This is a genomic window from Arthrobacter globiformis (assembly GCF_030817195.1).
In the GTDB taxonomy this organism is placed as follows: domain Bacteria; phylum Actinomycetota; class Actinomycetes; order Actinomycetales; family Micrococcaceae; genus Arthrobacter; species Arthrobacter globiformis_D.
The window spans coordinates 5,096,363-5,114,128 of record NZ_JAUSYZ010000001.1; the positions used below are offsets into that span (position 1 = coordinate 5,096,363).

Sequence of the window (17,766 nt, forward strand, 5' to 3'; positions counted from 1 at the left end):
GTCATATGAGCTCCTTGGCCGGGTGGTTGGTGGAACCCAGCCTAGGAGCGGCCACCGCCGTTGTGAACCCGCCACCCATTGCAGGCGGACGGGGCCAGCGGAAGAATGGGGCCTAGCGTGCATTCTCGGCAGATCGGACCAAAAGCATGACCCGCATCCTGCTCATCGGCCCGCCCGGCTCCGGCAAAGGCACCCAGGCCCACCGGCTCAGCGGAGAGCTGCACATCCCGGAGATCTCCACCGGGGACATGTTCCGCAGCCATCTGGCCAACGGATCGCCCCTGGGCCGGGAAATCAAGGAATTCCTCGACGCCGGCAACCTTGTTCCGGACAATCTCACCACCGCCATGCTGCGGGAGCGGCTGCAGGAACGGGACGCGAGGAACGGCTTCCTGCTGGACGGCTATCCGCGCACCGTGAGCCAGATGGACGACCTCGACGGCATCCTGGACGCGGCCGGGACCAGCCTCGACGCCGTGGTGGAAATTACCGCCCACGACGACGAGATCGTCCGGCGGCTGCTGCTCCGCTCCGACGCCGAGGGGCGAAGCGATGACACCGAGGACGTCATCCGCCACCGGCTGGAGCTGTACCGGCAGGAAACGGAGCCCGTCATCGAACGCTACGGCCGGCGCGCCCTGCTGGTCAGCGTTGATGGCACGGCGGACATTGATGCCGTCACCGTCAGCGCGCTACAGGGCATAGAAGCCGTCAGGGCGCGGCCATAAGCAGCGCACCGCTCACGCCGCCTTCCACTCATATCGCCGTTCAGGGCGCCCGACGCCGTACTTAAGTGTCACGTCCACCAGCCCCACGTCGTTGAGGTACTCCAGATAGCGCCGCGCGCTGACGCGCGACGTCCCCACCTGCACAGCCAGTTCCGCGGCCGACACATCGCCGCCACCGGAGCGCAGCGCCTTCTCCACCACCTGGAGCGTCTCGGCGCTGCAGCCTTTCGGCAGGGGACGGTCCGCGCGTTCCAGCCCAAACACGCGGTTGACGTCCGACTGTTCCGCCACATCCTTGGACGAGTCAAGGCTTTGGTAGGTGTTGCGGTAGTGTTCCAGCCGCTCCTGCAGGTCGGTCTGGGAAAACGGCTTGATCAGGTAGTGCACGATCCCGCCACGAAGCGCCTTCCGTACGGTCTCCACCTCGCGCGCAGCACTGATCACTAGCACGTCCAGCTCGGGCGCCACGTCCCGCAGCTGGTGCATCAGGTCCAGGCCGTTGACATCGGGCAGGTGGATGTCCAGCAGCACCAGGTCCGGCTGCAGCCGTTCGGTCTCCAGCACCGCCTGCGCGCCCGTGTGCGCCACCCCGACGACGGCGAACCCCGGCGTGCGCTGGATAAAGCCGGCGTGCACTTTGGCCACCATGAAGTCGTCGTCGACGATAAGTACCTTGATCAAAGCTGCTCTCCCTTACGCGTCAGCAGGGCTGTAAAGACGGCGCCGCCGTCGTTCCGAACGGTGAGCCGTCCGCCGCGCCGCTGGCAGACCACCCTGGCGAGCGCCAGGCCGTAGCCGCGGCCGCCGTCGGGCGAATTTTTGGTACTGAAACCCTGCCGGAAAATGTCGTCCATGACCTCCACCGGAACCCCCGGTCCCGAGTCCCGCACGTCAACCCGCACGCCGCCGTCGGCCTCTCCGATGAGCACCTCGACCTTCGCTTCGGCCGTGTTGGTGACGGCGTCGAGCGCATTGTCCACCAGGTTGCCCACCACGGTGGTCAGGTCACGGGACAGGTCCTCATCCACCTTGCCCAGCCGGGATTCCTCCGCGAGCTGCAGGGACACCCCGCGTTCGGCGGCGAGGCTCGACTTGGCAATGAGCAGCGCGGCGAGGGCGGGGTCCTCGATCCTGCTGGTCACGTCGTCGTTCAGGCGGGTCCGGTTCGACGTCGTGCCGTTGACGAACTGGACGACGGCGTCATACTCGCCGATCTGGATCAGGCCCGAAATAGTGTGCAGCTGGTTGGCGAACTCGTGTGCCTGCGCCCGGAGGGTGTCGGTGGCCGTCCGCGTCGTGCCCAGCTCACGTTCCAGGGACGCCAGCTCCGTCCGGTCGCGCAGGGTGGTGACCGAGCCGATCACCCGTCCGTGCGAGCGCATCGGCATCCGGTTCAGCACCACGAGCTTCTCCCCCACCAGGACCAGGCGGTCCGGTCCGGGCTGGTCCTCGGTGAGCACCTCGCGCAGCATCGGCGGCACCGCCAGGCTGCCCAGGTTCTTGCCCACGCAGTCGTGCGGCAGATTCAGCAGGCTCCGTGCGCTGTCGTTGACCACCGTGATGCGCTGCTGGGGGTCCAGCGCCACCACGCCTTCCTTGAGCCCGTGCAGCATCGCCTCCCGGTTCTCCACGAGGCCGGTGATCTCGTCCGGCTCCATGCCCAGCGTCTGGCGTTTGACGCGGCGGGCCAGCAGTAGCGAACCGGCCACGCCCAGGACACTCGCCACGCCCAGATAGGTCAACAGGTTCGGGACTGCATCGCCCAGCCGCTCCAGGACGGAAGGGTAACTCCTGCCGACCACGGCAATGCCTACCATTTTCCCGGCGTCGTCCAGCACCGGCACGTGCGCGGCGACGGCTTCCCCGGTCCCGGTTCCGACCACGCCGGTCCACGCGCGCCCGGACATCACCGCGCTGTCGCCGAGTTCCAGCTGGCGTCCCTCCTGGGACGGATCCGACGACGTCACCACCGTCCGGTCGGCCCGGGCCAGGGCCACCTGGGAGGACCCCGAAATCGTCCGTACCGCCTCGGACACCGACGGCAGCACGGAGTTGCCCTGGGGCTGGGCATCCGGCAGCAGGCTCCGTACGGCAGGGTTCGCCGCCAGCGTTTCCGCGGCCGAAAGGGCCTGGCGGCCCTCCACTCGTTCAAACGTTGCCGCCGACTGGGCCAGCGAGATCGCCACCACGGCCACCAGCACGGCCAGCACGATCAGGAGCTGCAGCCGAAGATACTGCCCCGCAAGGGACATTCCTCGCCGTCGAGTCATCTGCTGCTGTTCTTCCTGTGGGGCCGTAGGTGGGGTGAACTATACCTGACACGGTACCGGGCCTACCCCTTCGTTTGCTGCGCTGTTGGAGAGCGGAAACGTGAACGAAATGAACTTAACTTTCTCTGCTTACACAAGAGTGAGCCCCGTCACGTTGGGCCCTAGCATCGGAAGCACCCCCCGATCAACGGATTCAACGAGAAGAGGAACAACATGCGCGGATTGAGCGCATTGCGCGTGGCGGCAGTGGCGGCAGGCATCGCACTGATGGCGTCAGGCTGCGGAGCAACCGGCAAGACTGCCGCCGGCCCCTCCACGAGCGGAGCCAGCACCGCCCCCCTTACCGGACTTCGCATCATGGTGCCGAACACCGCGGGCGGCGGCTACGACACCACGGCCCGCGCCGCGGCAAAGGTTCTCGAGGACGAGAAGCTGGCCACCAACCCGGAGGTCTTCAACCTGGCCGGCGCCGGCGGCACCGTCGGCCTGGCCCGCATCGTCAACGAAAAAGGCAACGGCGACCTCGCCATGCTCATGGGCCTGGGCGTCGTCGGCGCAAGCTACACCAACAAGTCCGAGTCCAAGCTGACCGACACCACCCCGCTGGCGAAGCTCATTGAAGAGCCCGGCGCCATCATGGTCTCCAAGGACTCCCCATACAAGACCATCGACGATCTTGTCACCGCTTGGAAGAAGGACCCGTCCAAGGTCAGCGTCGGCGGCGGCTCCTCGCCCGGCGGCCCGGACCACCTCCTGCCCATGCAGCTCGCAGGTGCCGTGGGCATCGACGCCAAGAAGGTCAACTTCGTTTCCTACGACGGCGGCGGCGACCTGCTCCCGGCCATCATCGGCAACAAGCTCGGCTTCGCAGCTTCCGGCGCAGGCGAATACATCCAGCAGATCAAGTCCGGCGACATCCGCGTGCTGGCGACCAGCGGCGAAAAGCGGCTGGAAGGCGTTGACGCCCCCACGCTCAAGGAATCCAACATCGACCTGGTGTTCACCAACTGGCGCGGCATCGTGGCTCCCCCCGGCGTCAGCGACGCCGACCGCGACGCCCTGATCGCCACCCTGGAGAAGATGCATGAGTCGGCAGCCTGGAAGGAGACCCTGAAGACGCGCGGCTGGACCGACGCCTTCATCACCGGCGACGAATTCAAGTCCTTCCTCACCGACCAGGACAAGCGCGTTGCCGACGTTCTGACGAAGCTCGGCCTGGCGTGACCTCTCTGTCCACCCGCCTTAAAGGCCGCTCCGAGCTGGGCGTCGCAGCCCTGCTCGGGGCGGTTGGCGCCTTGGTCCTCCTGGACGCAACGCGCCTGGTCGTGCCCTACTCCCAGTCAGACCCGGTGGGCCCCAAGACCCTGCCCATCGTCGTGGGAGCACTCCTGGTGGTCTGCGCCGTGATGCTGGCCGTGAACGTCCTGCGCGGCGGCCGTGGCGAAGCTGAGGCCGGCGAGGACGTCGACCTGACCCACCCCAGCGACTGGAAGACCGTCCTCCCGCTGGCCGGCGCCTTCATCGCCAACATCCTGCTCATTGACTGGGCCGGCTGGGTCATCTCCGGCACGGTGCTCTTCTGGGGCAGCGTCTGGGCGCTCGGAAGCCGCCACTACGTCCGCGACGGACTGATCTCCTTGGCGCTTGCCTTGCTGACCTTCTACGGCTTCTACCTCGGCCTCGGCATCGCACTTCCTGCCGGGCTCCTTGAAGGGATTCTCTAGATGGACATCCTGTCCTCACTCATGGACGGGTTCGCGACGGCGCTGACCCCCATGAACCTCCTGTACGCGTTCATCGGCGTCCTGCTGGGCACCGCCGTCGGTGTCCTGCCCGGCATCGGCCCGGCCATGACCGTGGCCCTGCTGCTTCCCGTGACAACCGTCCTGGAACCGACCAGCGCCTTCATCATGTTCGCCGGCATCTACTACGGCGGCATGTACGGCGGCTCGACGACGTCGATCCTGCTCAACACCCCCGGCGAATCGTCCTCGGTGATCACGGCCATTGAAGGCAACAAGATGGCCAAGGCCGGCAAAGCCGCGCAGGCACTCGCGACGGCGGCCATCGGCTCGTTCGTCGCCGGCACCATCGGCACCACCCTCCTGGTGGTCTTCGCGCCGATCGTCGTCCAGTTCGCCGTCAGCCTCGGTTCGCCGAGCTACTTCGCCATCATGATTCTGGCACTGCTGGCCGTCACCGCAGTCCTGGGTGCCTCACGACTCCGCGGCTTTGCTTCCCTCGGCCTCGGCCTGGCCATCGGCCTGGTGGGCATCGACTCGGTGACAGGCCAGCGTCGCCTCACCTTCGGCCAGCCCCTGCTGGCTGACGGCCTCGACGTGGTCGTTGTCGCGGTGGCGATCTTCGCCGTCGGCGAGGCCCTCTGGGTCGCGGCGCACCTGCGCCGCACCCCGCTGCAGATCATTCCCGTCGGCCGGCCATGGATGGGCAAGCAGGACTGGAAGCGGTCCTGGAAGCCGTGGCTGCGCGGCACCGCTTTGGGTTTCCCCTTCGGGGCATTGCCCGCCGGCGGCGCCGAGATACCTACTTTCCTGTCCTATGTGACCGAGAAGCGGCTGTCCAAGCACCCTGAGGAGTTCGGCAAGGGCGCCATCGAAGGCGTCGCCGGGCCCGAGGCTGCCAACAACGCCGCGGCTGCGGGCACGCTGACCCCGATGCTCGCGCTGGGCCTGCCGACGAACGCCACGGCCGCCGTCATGCTCGCCGCGTTCGTGCAGTTCGGCATCCAGCCCGGACCGCTCCTGTTTGCCAATGAGGGACCCCTGGTCTGGGCGCTGATCGCCAGCCTCTTCATCGGCAACACGCTGCTGCTGCTGGTCAACCTCCCGCTGGCACCGGTATGGGCCAAGCTACTCCGGCTGCCCCGCCCCTACCTCTACGCGGGCATCCTGTTCTTCGCCACGCTGGGCGCCTACGCAGTGAACCTGCAGGCCTTCGACCTGGTGATCCTGCTGGTCCTGGGCGCCCTCGGCTTCCTGATGCGCCGGTACGGGCTGCCCGTGCTGCCGCTGATCCTCGGCCTCATCCTGGGTCCGCGAGCCGAAGGCCAGCTGCGGAAGACCCTGCAGCTGAGCGCTGGCGACGTGTCTGGCCTCTGGAGCGAGCCGATCGCCGTCGTCGTCTACATCATCGTGGCCCTGGTCCTGGCCTGGCCGCTCCTGGCAAAGCTCTGGCGCCGCCTGCGGCCCCGGACGGCCGGGCTGGTTTTGGCCGGCGGACCCGCCGTTGAAGGACCCGCTGCCGGCCCTGCTGCCGCGCCCGCCGTCGAGGGACCCGCAGCCGGGCCCTATCTTTCACCCGCTGTTGAGGCACCTGCCGCTGAGCGACCTGCTGATGCCGGCCGCCGCCGGGCGGACGCCACCCACGCCAACCACGGAGAGGAGAACCCGTGAGCATCATCGTCGGCTACGTCCCCACGGCCGAGGGTACCGCGGCCCTGGACCGCGCCATCACCGAGGCGCACAAGAGCCAAACACGACTGGTTATCATCAACTCCTCCCGGGGAGACGCCATCGTGGACAAGCGGTACGCCCAGGCGGCCGACATCAATGAGGTGACCCAACGGCTGGAGCAGGCAGGGATCGACCACCTGGTGCTGCAGCCGGTCCGTGGCAACGACGCGGCCAACGAGGTGCTGGAGGCCGCGGAGAAGTACCGGGCCGAGCTCATCGTGATCGGTCTCCGTAAGCGGACCCCGGTAGGGAAGCTGATCATGGGCAGCACGGCGCAGCAGATCCTGCTGGAGGCATCCTGCCCGGTGCTGGCCGTCAAGGCCGGCGCCTGAGCCTGAGCCACCAAACGGCTGCCGCCACTAACCACGCCGCGGGCCGGTGTCCGGATCCATCGGGATCCGGACACCGGCCCGCGGCACTTTGAAAGGACCACCCATGACCGTTTGCGCCCCCAATATCCAGGCCCGATCACCGTGGCCCGCCCGCGAACCAGTAGCCAACTGGGCAACGCTGTCCCCGGCTGACGAAGTAGAGATCCGCCGCAACGGGCGCACGGTCGCCGCTGGCTGCGTCGACATGCGGGCCCCGGACGGCAGCGTCATCTGGCTCATCCAGGACGGCGGCCGCGGGCGTGCGCTGTTTCTGCAAGGCGACGGAGTAACGGTCTTCCGGCGCGCCCGGAGGCACATCGCCGGCACGGACCGCACCCGGATTCCCGGCAGGGCCGGGCAGTCCCACCGGCGCTGACCACCACTGACCTGCGCTGACGTGCGCTGACCGGCGCTGACCGTCCGATACCGTAATGCCATGAACCAGTACCGGCTAGCCATTCTGGACGACTATCAGGGAGTCGCGGAGGACTTCGCCCCATGGAGTTCCCTGGCGCAGCGGGGCGTCGCCGTCACAGTGTTCGGTGCGCATTTTGGCTCGGAGGCCGAAACCGCGGCGGCCCTCGCGGACTTTGACATCGTCATCGCCATGCGGGAGCGGACGCCGTTTCCCCGCAGCCTCATCGGGCAGCTGTCGCAGCTGAAACTGCTCGTGACCACCGGCGCCGCCAATGCGGCCATCGATCTGCAGGCGGCAGCCGACCACGGCGTCGTGGTGTGCGGAACCGGCGGCTCCCCCACTGCCGCGCCGGAACTGACGTGGGCATTGCTGCTCGCTTTCGCCCGGAACCTGAGCGCGGAAGAGGCCTCCTTGCGCGCCCACCACTGGCAGACCGGCATCGGGTTCGAACTGTCCGGAAAGACCCTGGGAATCGTTGGTCTGGGGAAGATCGGGAAGCGCATCGCCGCCTACGGCCGCGCCTTCGGGATGGACGTGCTGGCCTGGAGCCAGAACCTCACCGAGGAAACCGCCGCGGCTGCCGGCGCCCGCAGAGTCGGCAAGGAAGAACTCTTCACAGAGTCCGACGTCGTGTCCCTGCACCTGCGCCTGTCGCCGCGTTCGGAGGGGACAGTAGGAGAACGGGAACTGCAGCTCCTCGGCCCCGACGGCGTCCTGGTCAACACCGCCCGCGGGCCGCTGGTGGACCAGCAGGCTCTGGTTACCGCCCTCCAGGAGGGCTGGATCCGTGGCGCCGCGATCGACGTGTTCGACCAGGAACCCCTTCCGGCAGGGCATCAGCTGCTGGCCGCGCCCCGAACACTCCTGACGCCCCATCTGGGCTACGTCACCCAGGAAAGCTACCGGGCCTTCTTCGGCGGCGCGTTCGAGGACGTCACTGCGTGGCTGGACGGCTCCCCGGTGCGGGAACTGACGCCATAGAAGACGGACGTACCCCAGCCGGGCCGGGTCTGACTGGCTTGAGGCTATTGGGCCACTCGGGTGGTTCCCAGTCCTGGTACTCGGCCGGATAGGACCGGCCGGTGGGCGAGATCCAGCCCGGCGGGCTCTCACGGGTGGCGCCGACCGGTCTCCACGCTGTGGTGTGTTTCAGGCGGTGGTGCTTAGGGCAAGGCTGGCCTAGGTTGGCAACGCCGGTGGTCCCGCCGTCGGCCCAGGCCAGGATGTGGTCGGCGTCGTTGTCCAGGGAGTGATTGTTGCAGTTGGGAAACGTGCAGCTCGCGTCTCGGAGCCGGAGCCATTGGCGCATCGGCTTCGTTAATCGGTAGCTGGTGCGTCCGATCTCCAGCGGCGCGCCGTCCCGCGGGTCGGTCAGGACCCGCAGGAACGATCCCCCGCCGTCGGCAACGAGCCGGCGGGCCATCGACGGCGGGATCGGCCCGTACCCGTCCAGGGTGGCCGGCTCCTCCGTCTGTCCAAGCAGCGAAAACACCGGAACCGTGACCAGGAACTGCGCCCGTGGAGTCGGCACAACACCGGGAGGGACAGAGCCTGCGGACAAGGAACCTTCGGCTCCATCAACCCCGGGGCCCGCCGTCAGCAGCCATCCGGCGGCCACATCAGCCCGCAGCTGGGTCAGGGTCCGGGACTCTGCCGGGCCCTGCAAGGCACGGGCGGCGACAGTGGTGCGGTCCCAGATCCCGGCAGCCTGGTCCGCGGGCAGATACGCGGACAGCCAGGCCATGCCGTCCCGGTCCGGAACATACTCCAACCGCCGATCCTTCACACTCTTGCTGTGGCGGGTTTCGATGCTCACCGGATGGTGCCGTTCCCGCCAGGCACGTGCCCTGGCCCGGAACCTGCCCGGCGCCAGCTCCCCGGCAAAGCAGCCCCGCGCAAACCCGGGAGCGTCCGGGTCGAGGAAATGGGCTTCCAGGGCCCCGGCCGCGGCGGGCTCCAAGTTGGCTGTTTCGTCACACATCACCCGTGCGTGCTGAAACGATATCCTCCCTGACCCCAGCGCGGTCAGCGTCATCGGCCGCTCGGTGGTCAGGGTTTGGGCCTCGCACAGCAGGGCACCGGCACTGCGTTCGCTCACGGTCAGGGCACCCGCGACCTCAGCGGTCACGGACATTTCCCGGGCTGTGCCCTCCTGCCTCGAATTCGACGGTACCGCCAAGGCCTCGTCAAGGGTGGAATACCCCGCGGCCAAACGGACTTTCAGAGCCGCCAGCCGGGCCTCCAACCTGCCCAACTCAGCCATACTGTCCAAACACGCATCCCCGTTCCCGAAGCGGATCACCCGCAGCAGGATCCACAGCGACCAGATCACCGGTCGCCTGGCCGTCACCTATTCCGGCGGCCCCGCGGACAAAACCAGCCAGCACAGCAACGGAGGACTCAATGCCCTCCCACGTTTCCACCACTGCCGTGCTATCCATACCCACAGCATGACAGGGGGAACCGACAATTTTGCGGCGCGCCAAGGCAGACGATCCCGGGGTGGCTCCGCCGGTTTCGCGGGTTGGTTTCGACAGGCTCAACCAGCGGTTCGGCACCCCGACGGCGCCGAGAAGGTGCCCCCGCGGGAAGCGTGCCCCGCAGTCAGCTGCCGGCACCTTCGACGGTCCCGGAACCGTCGAGCGTGACGGTGCCGGCGTCGCCGTCGACCTTAACCTGCTGTCCGCTCGACACGCGCTGGGTGGCCACCCCCGTTCCAAGGACGGCAGGAATGCCGTACTCCCGGGCGACGATTGAGCTGTGGCTCAGCGGCCCGCCGACGTCCGTGACGACGCCGGACGCCATCGCAAACAGCGGTGTCCAGGCTGGGGTGGTCATGCGTGCCACCAGCACCTCGCCGGGCCGCATGCTGGCGAAATCGTCGGGACCATGCAGCAGCCGGGCCAGCGCGCTCACCTGCCCCGAGCTCGCGCCCACGCCGGTGATGACATCCCCGGCCTGCTGCACCGATCGGGCGGGCATCATGCTGACAAAGGCCCGCTCCATCCACCGGCTCTCGGGCAGCAACTGCGGGGCAGCCGCTTTCCGCTGACCGCGCCACAGCATCTTGCGCTGTTCAACGGCCTCCGCCCGCACCGGCCGGTCCGTACCGGTAATGGCCGCGCCGGGCGTGGCCAGCCCGAAGTCGATGGCGTTGCGGAGTTCGTCGAGCCGTAGCCAGAAGATGTCCGACGGCGCCCCGATGACGCCCGAGTCCGTCAGCCGCTGCCCCAGTTCCAGCAGCATCCGGCGCATCAACGGCCAGGCCAGTCCGACGTCGGCCAGTGCGTCCTCACGGACAGGCGCCGCCTTCTGCGCCCAGCGGAGGAGCCTGCGGAAGACAGCGCGGCGGCGCGGTCCCACCCTGGCGCTGACCAGCCGGCTCTGCTCTTCCCGCCGGTCGGCGGACCGCTGCTGGCGCTCGTGCGGGTCCTTCCCCTGCCCCCGCACGAAGTACCTCAGGGTCTCCAGCAGCGCGGAGGGGTCATCGGCCGGCACCGGGTTGATGAAGTCCAGGTTGTAGACGGCATGCCCGTAACGGTCCAGGTGCCGCTGGAGGCGGGAACGCCACTCGTCCCACTGTTCCGGATCCACAGCCGGGGCTCCGTCCACTCCCGCCGAAGGCGTCCCGGCGCGAAGAGCTTCGGCGATGCCGGCCGATGGCCCTTCCGTGACGGCCGAGGCAAGCTGCGGGCTATCGCGGGTCCACATCGCAAGGTCGTACAGGGATTTCTCCGCGCGGATGGGTTCGCTGTCGTAACCAAGGAGGAAGACCTCCGCGGAGGGGTCGCCGGGCCGCCGGACGAGCTTGTCGTAGTAGCTCCGGAACATGATCTCGCTGGTTGCGGCGATGGGGATGATGGACTGCACGGCGGTGTAGTACGCGGCGCCGGCGTCCAGCAGCGCCGAAATGCCCTCCAGCAGTTCGGCCGCCGGACGGTCCGCGGGCCGTTTGGCGGCCCAGAACTTCACGAGTCCGCGGTACTTCGGGTGCGAGTGGTCTCGCCAGCCCTTGATTCCCATGTTGGCCTTGCCTTGGGCCAGCGCGCGCATCGCCGTCAGTGACTTGCCCATGACCCGCCGCATTCCGGCGTTGTTGTAGTAGTAGTACGCGTAGCCGTTGACGGTGGGCAGCGAGACGTCCCCGGGCCGCACCACGCTCTTACCGAATGCCTCGTTGAACAGGGCGTTCAGCGACCGGACTACGGCGCCGTCGATGAGGTCGGCGAACAGGGGCGACAACGGGTCCGGCAACTGCTCGACGATGCTGGCCCGGAAGTACATCCCGTTCGGGTAGGGCAGCGGCCACTCCGTCGGGGCGTCGGCCGAGGGCTCGGGCAGTGCGGTGATGGGACGGGCCTGCAGGATGAAAAAGTCCCCTGCTGCCTGCGCCCATTCGATGTCCTGGGGCACCCCGAAGTGCTTCGCTATAGCCGTTCCCTGGCGGGCCAGGGCGGCCGCCGCGTCGTCGTCGAGCACGGGCTCCCGGCGCTTCTCTTCGGGGACCGGCTGCTCCCTGGTGCCTGTTCCGTCGTAGACGGTCATCACGTCCTTGTCCGCCGTCCGGCGTTGCTCCACGCGGCCCGTCGCGGCATCCACTACGACGTCGTCCGTGGTGACGGCCCCGCTGACCACGGATTCGCCCAGACCCCAGGCGGCGCTGATCACCACCTGGTCGCGGCGGCCCGTGGCGGGGTTGGCGGTGAACAGCACGCCAGCGGCCCCGGCGTCGACCATCTCCTGGATCACGACGGCGAGGCGCACGGTGGCGGGGTCGAAGCCGTTCCGTGAGCGGTATGCCATGGCGCGGGCGTTCCACAGCGACGCCCAGCAGTCGATGACGGCGGCGACGATGGCGTCAGGCCCGGAGACGTTCAGGTAGGTGTCCTGCTGGCCGGCGAAGCTGGCCGAGGCGAGGTCTTCCGCGGTGGCTGAGGAGCGCACCGCCACCCGCGCGGCGTGGTCGCTGCTGGGCTCCGCGCCGGCCCCGTCGCCTGCTCCGGCCGGCGTCTGGTGGTCCAGCGTCTGGTGGCTCAGCCGCCCGTAGGCCGCCAGGAGTTCGCCGGTAATCTCCTCGGGCACCGTGCTCTCGGCGAAGAGGGCGCGGATCTGCCCGGCGGCAGCGTCATAGTCGCCGTTCGAAGCGCCGGCGGGGAGGGCGGCGAGCTCAAGGATGCGGCCGGTGATCCCGTTGGCGTTGACAAAGTCCTGGTAGGCCGCCGTGGTGAGCACGAAGCCGGGCGGCACCGGGAAACCGGCCCGGGCCAGCTCGCCGAGGTTGGCGCCCTTGCCGCCTGCCTCGTCCAGATCGCTGCGTCCCAGCTGGCCAAAGTCCTTGATGTAAGTCATGACCCTGCGTCCCTTCTGCCCGGGAGCCGGGACCGCGGCATTGCGGCTGCTGACCCCGTTCCGGCGCTGCACCCTATTGTGGCACTGCACCCCGTTCTGGCAATGGGGAAGGCCAGGAGGGGACGGCTAGACCCGGATGGCTAGATATCGCCGCGGGGCCGCCACACCACCACGGCCTGCGAACGGGGCCGGGGGCGCTGGCCGCGTGCCAGGCTCACCACGTCACCGGCGGCGCCGGCGGCAAAGATCCGGGACTCCAACGGCTCACGACGGCGGGCCAGTTCCTCGGTCAGTTCGCTCACCCGGTGCTGCAGGGCAGCAACCTGGTTTTCGAGTTCCAAGATGCGCTTGATGCCTTCGAGCGAGACGCCCTCATGGGACAACCGCTGCACTTCACGGAGCCGGTTCACGTCCCGCTGGGAGTACCGGCGGGACTTGCCCGGCGCCCGGCTGGGCGAGACGATGCCCAGCCGGTCGTACTGGCGGAGGGTCTGCGGGTGCATGTCGGCGAGCTCGGCGGCCACCGAGATGACGAAGATCGGCTGATCGAAATTAATGTCCACGGCCGGCACTCGTCGCTAAAGCCGGGCCTTGGCTGCCAGGCCCTGGCGGACGTCCGAGCCGGTGGTGGCGGCTGCAAATGCTTTCACGGCCTCCTCGGCTTCCTTGCTCAGGTTCTGCGGTACGGCGACGTCGATGGTCACCAGCAGGTCCCCGGTGCCCTTTGACGTCTTCACGCCGCGGCCCTTGACCCGGAGTGTGCGCCCCGACGGAGTGCCGGCAGGAACGCGGACCCGGACGTGTTCGCCGTCGATCGTAGGAACCTCGATGTCGGCACCCAAAGCAGCCTCCGGGAAGCTGACGGGCACGTGGATCCGGAGGTTGTCGCCGTCGCGCGTGTAAAAGTCATGGTTCTTGACGTTGACGGTGACCAGCAGGTCGCCGTTGCCAGCCGGGCCGTACTGGCCCTTGCCGCGGACGCGCACCTTCTGGCCGTCCTTGATGCCCGCGGGCACCCGGACGTCGATGACCTCGCCGTCCGGCTCACGCAGCCCAATGGTGGTGCCTCGGATGGACCCGGCGAAGGAGATGCTGGTGCTGGCCGTCCGGTCGGCGCCCTTCTGCGGTGCGCGCTGGTAACCGGCAGGGCCGCCACCGAAACCGCCGCCGAACAGGTCGGCGAACTCGGGCGGGACGCCGCCGGCGGTGCTAAACCCGCCGGAGTGCCGGCCGCCGCCGCCGGTGAACAGGCCGCCGAAGAGGTCCTCGAAGCCGCCGTTCGCGGTGTTGCCTGCGCCGTGCGGGGCAAAACGGGCGCCGCCGCCCATGGCCCGGATGGCGTCATACTGCTGCCGCTCATCAGGATCGGACAGCACAGAGTACGCCTCGGAAATGTCCTTGAACTTCTTCTCCGCAGCAGTATCTCCGGAGTTCGTATCAGGGTGGTACTGCCGCGCGAGCTTCCGGTAAGCCTTCTTAATGTCAGCGTCGGAAGCGTCCTTGGCAACACCAAGGATCTTATAAAAGTCCTTGTCCACCCAGTCCTGGCTAGCCAATGGCGTTTCCTTTCAAATCTGTTCTAACCGAGCTCTCCGCGATACATGGGCCCCCGCCCCTTCGCGTGGCGGCTTTGGTCCTACGGACCTGAGCCGCCACGCTCCGGCAGGCCCGATGCCACTCCCGGGGCCCATGTATCGCTGCGAGCTTGTGGTCACCTCACCTTAGGCGAGAAAACCGCTGGCGCGGAGGCCGGATATGGGGCGGCGGTGTGGAGGGCACCGCGAAGCGGGCACCGCCCCATATCCGGCGTAGCGCCTTGGTGAGTCAAGCAGGTACCGCGACGATTACCTGTGCTGCGCGGAGGACCCGCTCGCCTGACTTGTAGCCGGAGCGGAGCACCTGGCTGACGGTGTCCACTTCGATGTCATCGCCGGGCTGCTGGATGAGGGCCTCGTGGATGGTCGGGTCGAACTCCACGCCGGTCTCATCGATGCGGGTCAGGCCGTAGGTCTTCAGCGCATTCTCCAGCTTGGCGGCGATCGCGGCGAACGGGCCGTCCGCGAGGTCACCGTGCTGGCGGGCAGCGTCGACGTCGTCCAGGACCGGGAGCAGGGAGTTCAGGACGCCGATGACGGCCATCTCCCCTGCCACGGCGCGGTCGCGTTCAACGCGCTTGCGGTAGTTGACGTACTCGGCCTGCAGGCGGAGCAGGTCGTTCTTCAGCTCCGCCGCCGCGGCGGCCTCGGTGCCCTGCGCGACGGACTCCTCGGCGGGCACCTCGACCTGGTTGAGGATTTCCTCAGCCTGGGCGAGGGCGTCGCCGTCGGAATCCGCGGGTGCGCCGGCCTCCGACGCGGCGGACTGGCCGCCCTGCGGATGCCGGGCCTCCCCGGTCACCGGGTCCACCTTGCGGTGGTCCCGGATGACCGGCTCGTCGCGGTTGCTGCCTTGGTCTCGGGAAGAGTTGTGCTCTTCTTCGTTACCGTGATGCGGCATGGTTACTTCTTCTCTTCTTCGTCGACGATCTCGGCGTCAACGATGTCCTCGTCAGCCTTGCCGCCTGCGGCACCGCCAGCGGCGCCTTCAGCACCTGCAGCGCCGGTGGCGCCGTCCGGGGAACCGGCCTGGGCGTAGATGGCCTCGCCGAGCTTGGTCTGGGAAGCCTGCAGCTTCTCAAACGCGGTCTTCACCGCAGCGTCGTCGGTGCCTTCGAGGGCCTTCTTGAGGGCGTCGACGTCGGCCTGGACCTCGGTCTTGACCTCTTCAGGCAGCTTGTCGCTGTTGTCGGCGATCAGCTTGTCCACGGAGTAGGCGAGCTGCTCGGCGGTGTTGCGGGTGTCGGTGGCCTCGCGGCGTGCCTTGTCCTCGGCTGCGTGCTCCTCGGCGTCCTTGACCATGCGGTCAATGTCTTCCTTGGAGAGCGCGGTACCGCCGGTGATGGTCATGGACTGTTCCTTGCCGGTGCCCTTGTCCTTCGCCGAAACGTGCACGATGCCGTTGGCGTCGATGTCGAAGGTGACCTCGACCTGCGGGACGCCGCGCGGGGCCGGCGCGATGCCGGTCAGCTCAAACGTGCCCAGCGGCTTGTTGTCGCGGGTGAACTCACGTTCGCCCTGGAAGACCTGGATGGCCACGGACGGCTGATTGTCGTCAGCCGTGGTGAAGGTCTCGGACCGCTTGGTGGGGATGGCCGTGTTGCGCTCGATCAGGTGCGTCATGACACCGCCCTTGGTTTCGATGCCCAGGGACAGCGGGGTGACGTCGATGAGGAGAACGTCCTTGCGCTCACCCTTCAGCACGCCGGCCTGCAAGGCTGCGCCAACGGCCACAACCTCGTCCGGGTTGACGCCCTTGTTGGGCTCCTTGCCGCCGGCCAGTTCCTTCACGAGATCGGAGACGGCGGGCATACGCGTGGAGCCGCCGACGAGCACGATGTGGTCGATGTCGGAGAGCTTGATGCCGGCTTCCTTGATGACGTCGTGGAACGGCTTCTTGGTGCGCTCGAGCAGGTCCTTGGTCAGGTCCTGGAACTTGGCGCGGGTCAGCTGCTCGTCCAGGTGAACCGGGCCGTCCGGAGTGACGGAGAGGTACTGGAGCGAGACGTTGGTGCTGGTGGAGGAGGAGAGTTCCTTCTTGGCCTGCTCGGCAGCTTCGCGGAGGCGCTGGAGGGCGATCTTGTCCTTGGACAGGTCGATGCCCTTGACCTTGAGCTGGTTCAGCAGGTACTCGACGACGCGGTTGTCCCAGTCGTCGCCGCCGAGGCGGTTGTCACCGGCGGTGGCGCGTACCTGGATGGTGGAGAAGTCGTCCTCGTCCTTGCCGACTTCCAGCAGGGAGACGTCGAACGTTCCGCCACCGAGGTCGAATACCAGGATGAGTTCGTCTTCCTTGCCCTTGTCCAGGCCGTAGGCCAGGGCGGCCGCGGTGGGCTCGTTGACGATGCGCAGGACGTTCAGGCCGGCGATTTCGCCGGCTTCCTTCGTTGCCTGGCGCTCGGCGTCGTTGAAGTAGGCGGGAACGGTGATCACAGCGTCGGTGACCTTTTCGCCAAGGTAGGACTCGGCGTCGTTCTTCAGCTTCATGAGGACGCGGGCGGAGATTTCCTGCGCCGTGTACTTCTTCTCGTCGATGGCCACGGACCAGTCGGTGCCCATGTGGCGCTTGACGGAGGCGATGGTGCGGTCGATGTTGTTGACGGCCTGGCGCTTGGCGATTTCACCGACCAGGACTTCGCCGGACTTGGAGAACGCAACGACCGACGGCGTGGTGCGGCCACCCTCGGCGTTGGCAATGACGGTGGGCTCGCCACCTTCGAGAACGGAGACGACGGAGTTGGTGGTTCCGAGGTCGATACCTACTGCACGTGACATGTGTTGCTTCCTTCTTTCCTTGGAAACTTGGGCTCGCCCACTTCCTTGAGCGATCTGCACTCAACTCTACTCAGCGCGCAATTTAAGTCAATCCAAAGTTGAGTCAAGGACACTCAACTTCGCCTGCGTGCGACCCCGCAGCAAGGAAAGAACCCCCGATTGCCACGCGGTACTTCCGCGTGAAACCGGGGGTTCTTCAATAAACGGCTGCCGGATTTCGCCCAACGTGAACCTGCGCCTAGCCTCCCGAGGAGGTGCCGCCGTCGTCGTTCCGCGGCGCATTGACCTGGCCGTCGATCAGTTCGTCCTTCAGGTCTTCGGCGGCGCCGCCTTCGGGGGATGTGCCGGCGGCGCCGTAGTCCCCCTCGGGGTATTCGCCTTCCTCATCCCCGGGCAACTCCTGGCCGACCCCTCCGGCCCGGCCGTAGTCGCCTTCCGGATACTCGCCTTCTTCCACCTCCGAGGAGGGCTTAACCGCCCCCGCATCGCCGTAGTCCCCTGCCTGGTATTCGCCCTCGGGTTCGGTGGCGGATTCCTGCCCTGCCACGCCGGCATCGCCGTAATCACCCTCCACGTACTGGCCGCTGTCCCCCTCGAGCGCCGGATTCCTGGAGCTGTTATGCGTCTTGCCCGCGCCGCCGGTCTCACTGTTTTCGGTCATCGGTTGATCACTCCTTCGAAAGGACTGGGCGCGCCTGGTTCGGGCGCAGTGGCAGTCTACTCAGCCGGCGCAGGCGGCAACAGGGGCCGGCGCGGGGCTACCCGGCTTGGGACTGCCAGTCCGGGG

At 67.7% G+C, this 17,766-nt stretch carries 15 protein-coding genes and 1 pseudogene; 7 read left to right on the plus strand and 9 right to left on the minus strand.

Going from position 1 to position 17,766, the window contains the following annotated elements:
• Positions 1 to 146: 146 nt before the first annotated feature.
• A complete protein-coding gene (locus QF036_RS23425) occupies positions 147 to 728 on the plus strand; it encodes an adenylate kinase (RefSeq protein ID WP_307105593.1) in 582 nt (193 codons plus the stop codon).
• 12 nt (positions 729 to 740) lie between these two features.
• On the opposite strand, the gene QF036_RS23430 is transcribed toward QF036_RS23425, so the two are convergent.
• Complete coding sequence (locus QF036_RS23430; RefSeq protein ID WP_307105594.1) at positions 741 to 1,409, minus strand: response regulator; 669 nt, start codon at positions 1,407 to 1,409, stop codon at positions 741 to 743.
• The gene (locus QF036_RS23435; RefSeq protein WP_307106070.1) at positions 1,406 to 2,980 is read right to left on the minus strand and encodes a sensor histidine kinase; all 1,575 of its coding nucleotides are present in this window, start codon (positions 2,978 to 2,980) and stop codon (positions 1,406 to 1,408) included. Before QF036_RS23435 ends, QF036_RS23430 begins: the two co-directional genes overlap by 4 nt.
• A gap of 231 nt (positions 2,981 to 3,211) precedes the next feature.
• On the opposite strand from QF036_RS23435, the gene QF036_RS23440 reads away from it, so the two are divergent.
• The 6 genes from QF036_RS23440 (at position 3,212) to QF036_RS23465 (ending at position 8,241) form a co-directional block, all read left to right on the plus strand.
• Positions 3,212 to 4,222: a Bug family tripartite tricarboxylate transporter substrate binding protein gene (locus QF036_RS23440; protein ID WP_307105596.1), complete on the plus strand. Its 1,011-nt coding sequence runs from the start codon at positions 3,212 to 3,214 to the stop codon at positions 4,220 to 4,222.
• A complete protein-coding gene (locus tag QF036_RS23445; RefSeq protein WP_307105598.1) occupies positions 4,219 to 4,722 on the plus strand; it encodes a tripartite tricarboxylate transporter TctB family protein in 504 nt (167 codons plus the stop codon). Before QF036_RS23440 ends, QF036_RS23445 begins: the two co-directional genes overlap by 4 nt.
• A complete protein-coding gene (locus QF036_RS23450; RefSeq protein ID WP_307105600.1) occupies positions 4,723 to 6,411 on the plus strand; it encodes a tripartite tricarboxylate transporter permease in 1,689 nt (562 codons plus the stop codon).
• Positions 6,408 to 6,803 (plus strand): universal stress protein, encoded by a 396-nt coding sequence (locus QF036_RS23455; RefSeq protein WP_307105601.1) that lies wholly within the window; start codon positions 6,408 to 6,410, stop codon positions 6,801 to 6,803. The genes QF036_RS23450 and QF036_RS23455 overlap by 4 nt, the downstream gene beginning before the upstream one ends.
• A 103-nt stretch (positions 6,804 to 6,906) precedes the next feature.
• Complete coding sequence (locus QF036_RS23460) at positions 6,907 to 7,218, plus strand: hypothetical protein (protein ID WP_307105603.1); 312 nt, start codon at positions 6,907 to 6,909, stop codon at positions 7,216 to 7,218.
• A 60-nt stretch (positions 7,219 to 7,278) separates the two neighbouring features.
• Positions 7,279 to 8,241, plus strand: coding sequence for a D-2-hydroxyacid dehydrogenase family protein (locus QF036_RS23465; protein ID WP_307105605.1), 963 nt, complete (start codon positions 7,279 to 7,281; stop codon positions 8,239 to 8,241).
• Here QF036_RS23465 and QF036_RS23470 read toward each other — a convergent pair.
• From QF036_RS23470 to QF036_RS23500, 7 genes and pseudogenes are all read right to left on the minus strand, one after another.
• A pseudogene (locus QF036_RS23470) lies at positions 8,195 to 9,701 on the minus strand (DUF222 domain-containing protein). The gene QF036_RS23465 and the pseudogene QF036_RS23470 overlap by 47 nt on opposite strands.
• Before the next feature lie 163 nt (positions 9,702 to 9,864).
• The gene (locus QF036_RS23475; RefSeq protein WP_307105607.1) at positions 9,865 to 12,609 is read right to left on the minus strand and encodes a PEP/pyruvate-binding domain-containing protein; all 2,745 of its coding nucleotides are present in this window, start codon (positions 12,607 to 12,609) and stop codon (positions 9,865 to 9,867) included.
• Positions 12,610 to 12,749: 140 nt separating this feature from the next.
• Entirely contained in the window at positions 12,750 to 13,172 is a 423-nt protein-coding gene (locus tag QF036_RS23480) for a heat shock protein transcriptional repressor HspR (RefSeq protein WP_307105609.1), read from the minus strand.
• Between the two features lie 15 nt (positions 13,173 to 13,187).
• Positions 13,188 to 14,165, minus strand: coding sequence for a DnaJ C-terminal domain-containing protein (locus QF036_RS23485; protein ID WP_307105611.1), 978 nt, complete (start codon positions 14,163 to 14,165; stop codon positions 13,188 to 13,190).
• A 268-nt stretch (positions 14,166 to 14,433) separates the two neighbouring features.
• Positions 14,434 to 15,105: a nucleotide exchange factor GrpE gene (locus QF036_RS23490; RefSeq protein ID WP_307105612.1), complete on the minus strand. Its 672-nt coding sequence runs from the start codon at positions 15,103 to 15,105 to the stop codon at positions 14,434 to 14,436.
• A gap of 2 nt (positions 15,106 to 15,107) precedes the next feature.
• Positions 15,108 to 16,979, minus strand: coding sequence for a molecular chaperone DnaK (dnaK, locus tag QF036_RS23495; RefSeq protein ID WP_307105614.1), 1,872 nt, complete (start codon positions 16,977 to 16,979; stop codon positions 15,108 to 15,110).
• A 238-nt stretch (positions 16,980 to 17,217) separates the two neighbouring features.
• Entirely contained in the window at positions 17,218 to 17,640 is a 423-nt protein-coding gene (locus tag QF036_RS23500; RefSeq protein WP_307105616.1) for a hypothetical protein, read from the minus strand.
• Positions 17,641 to 17,766 lie beyond the last annotated feature (126 nt).

Excerpts from the sequence above, each read along its gene's own strand:
- QF036_RS23465 (WP_307105605.1), top strand. The coding sequence starts at position 7,279 with ATGAACCAGTACCGGCTAGCCATTCTGGACGACTATCAGGGAGTCGCG.
- QF036_RS23475 (WP_307105607.1), bottom strand. The coding sequence starts at position 12,609 with ATGACTTACATCAAGGACTTTGGCCAGCTGGGACGCAGCGATCTGGAC.
- QF036_RS23440 (WP_307105596.1), top strand. The coding sequence starts at position 3,212 with ATGCGCGGATTGAGCGCATTGCGCGTGGCGGCAGTGGCGGCAGGCATC.
- QF036_RS23450 (WP_307105600.1), top strand. The coding sequence starts at position 4,723 with ATGGACATCCTGTCCTCACTCATGGACGGGTTCGCGACGGCGCTGACC.
- QF036_RS23460 (WP_307105603.1), top strand. The coding sequence starts at position 6,907 with ATGACCGTTTGCGCCCCCAATATCCAGGCCCGATCACCGTGGCCCGCC.
- QF036_RS23425 (WP_307105593.1), top strand. The coding sequence starts at position 147 with ATGACCCGCATCCTGCTCATCGGCCCGCCCGGCTCCGGCAAAGGCACC.
- dnaK (WP_307105614.1), bottom strand. The coding sequence starts at position 16,979 with ATGTCACGTGCAGTAGGTATCGACCTCGGAACCACCAACTCCGTCGTC.
- QF036_RS23500 (WP_307105616.1), bottom strand. The coding sequence starts at position 17,640 with ATGACCGAAAACAGTGAGACCGGCGGCGCGGGCAAGACGCATAACAGC.
- QF036_RS23490 (WP_307105612.1), bottom strand. The coding sequence starts at position 15,105 with ATGCCGCATCACGGTAACGAAGAAGAGCACAACTCTTCCCGAGACCAA.
- QF036_RS23435 (WP_307106070.1), bottom strand. The coding sequence starts at position 2,980 with ATGTCCCTTGCGGGGCAGTATCTTCGGCTGCAGCTCCTGATCGTGCTG.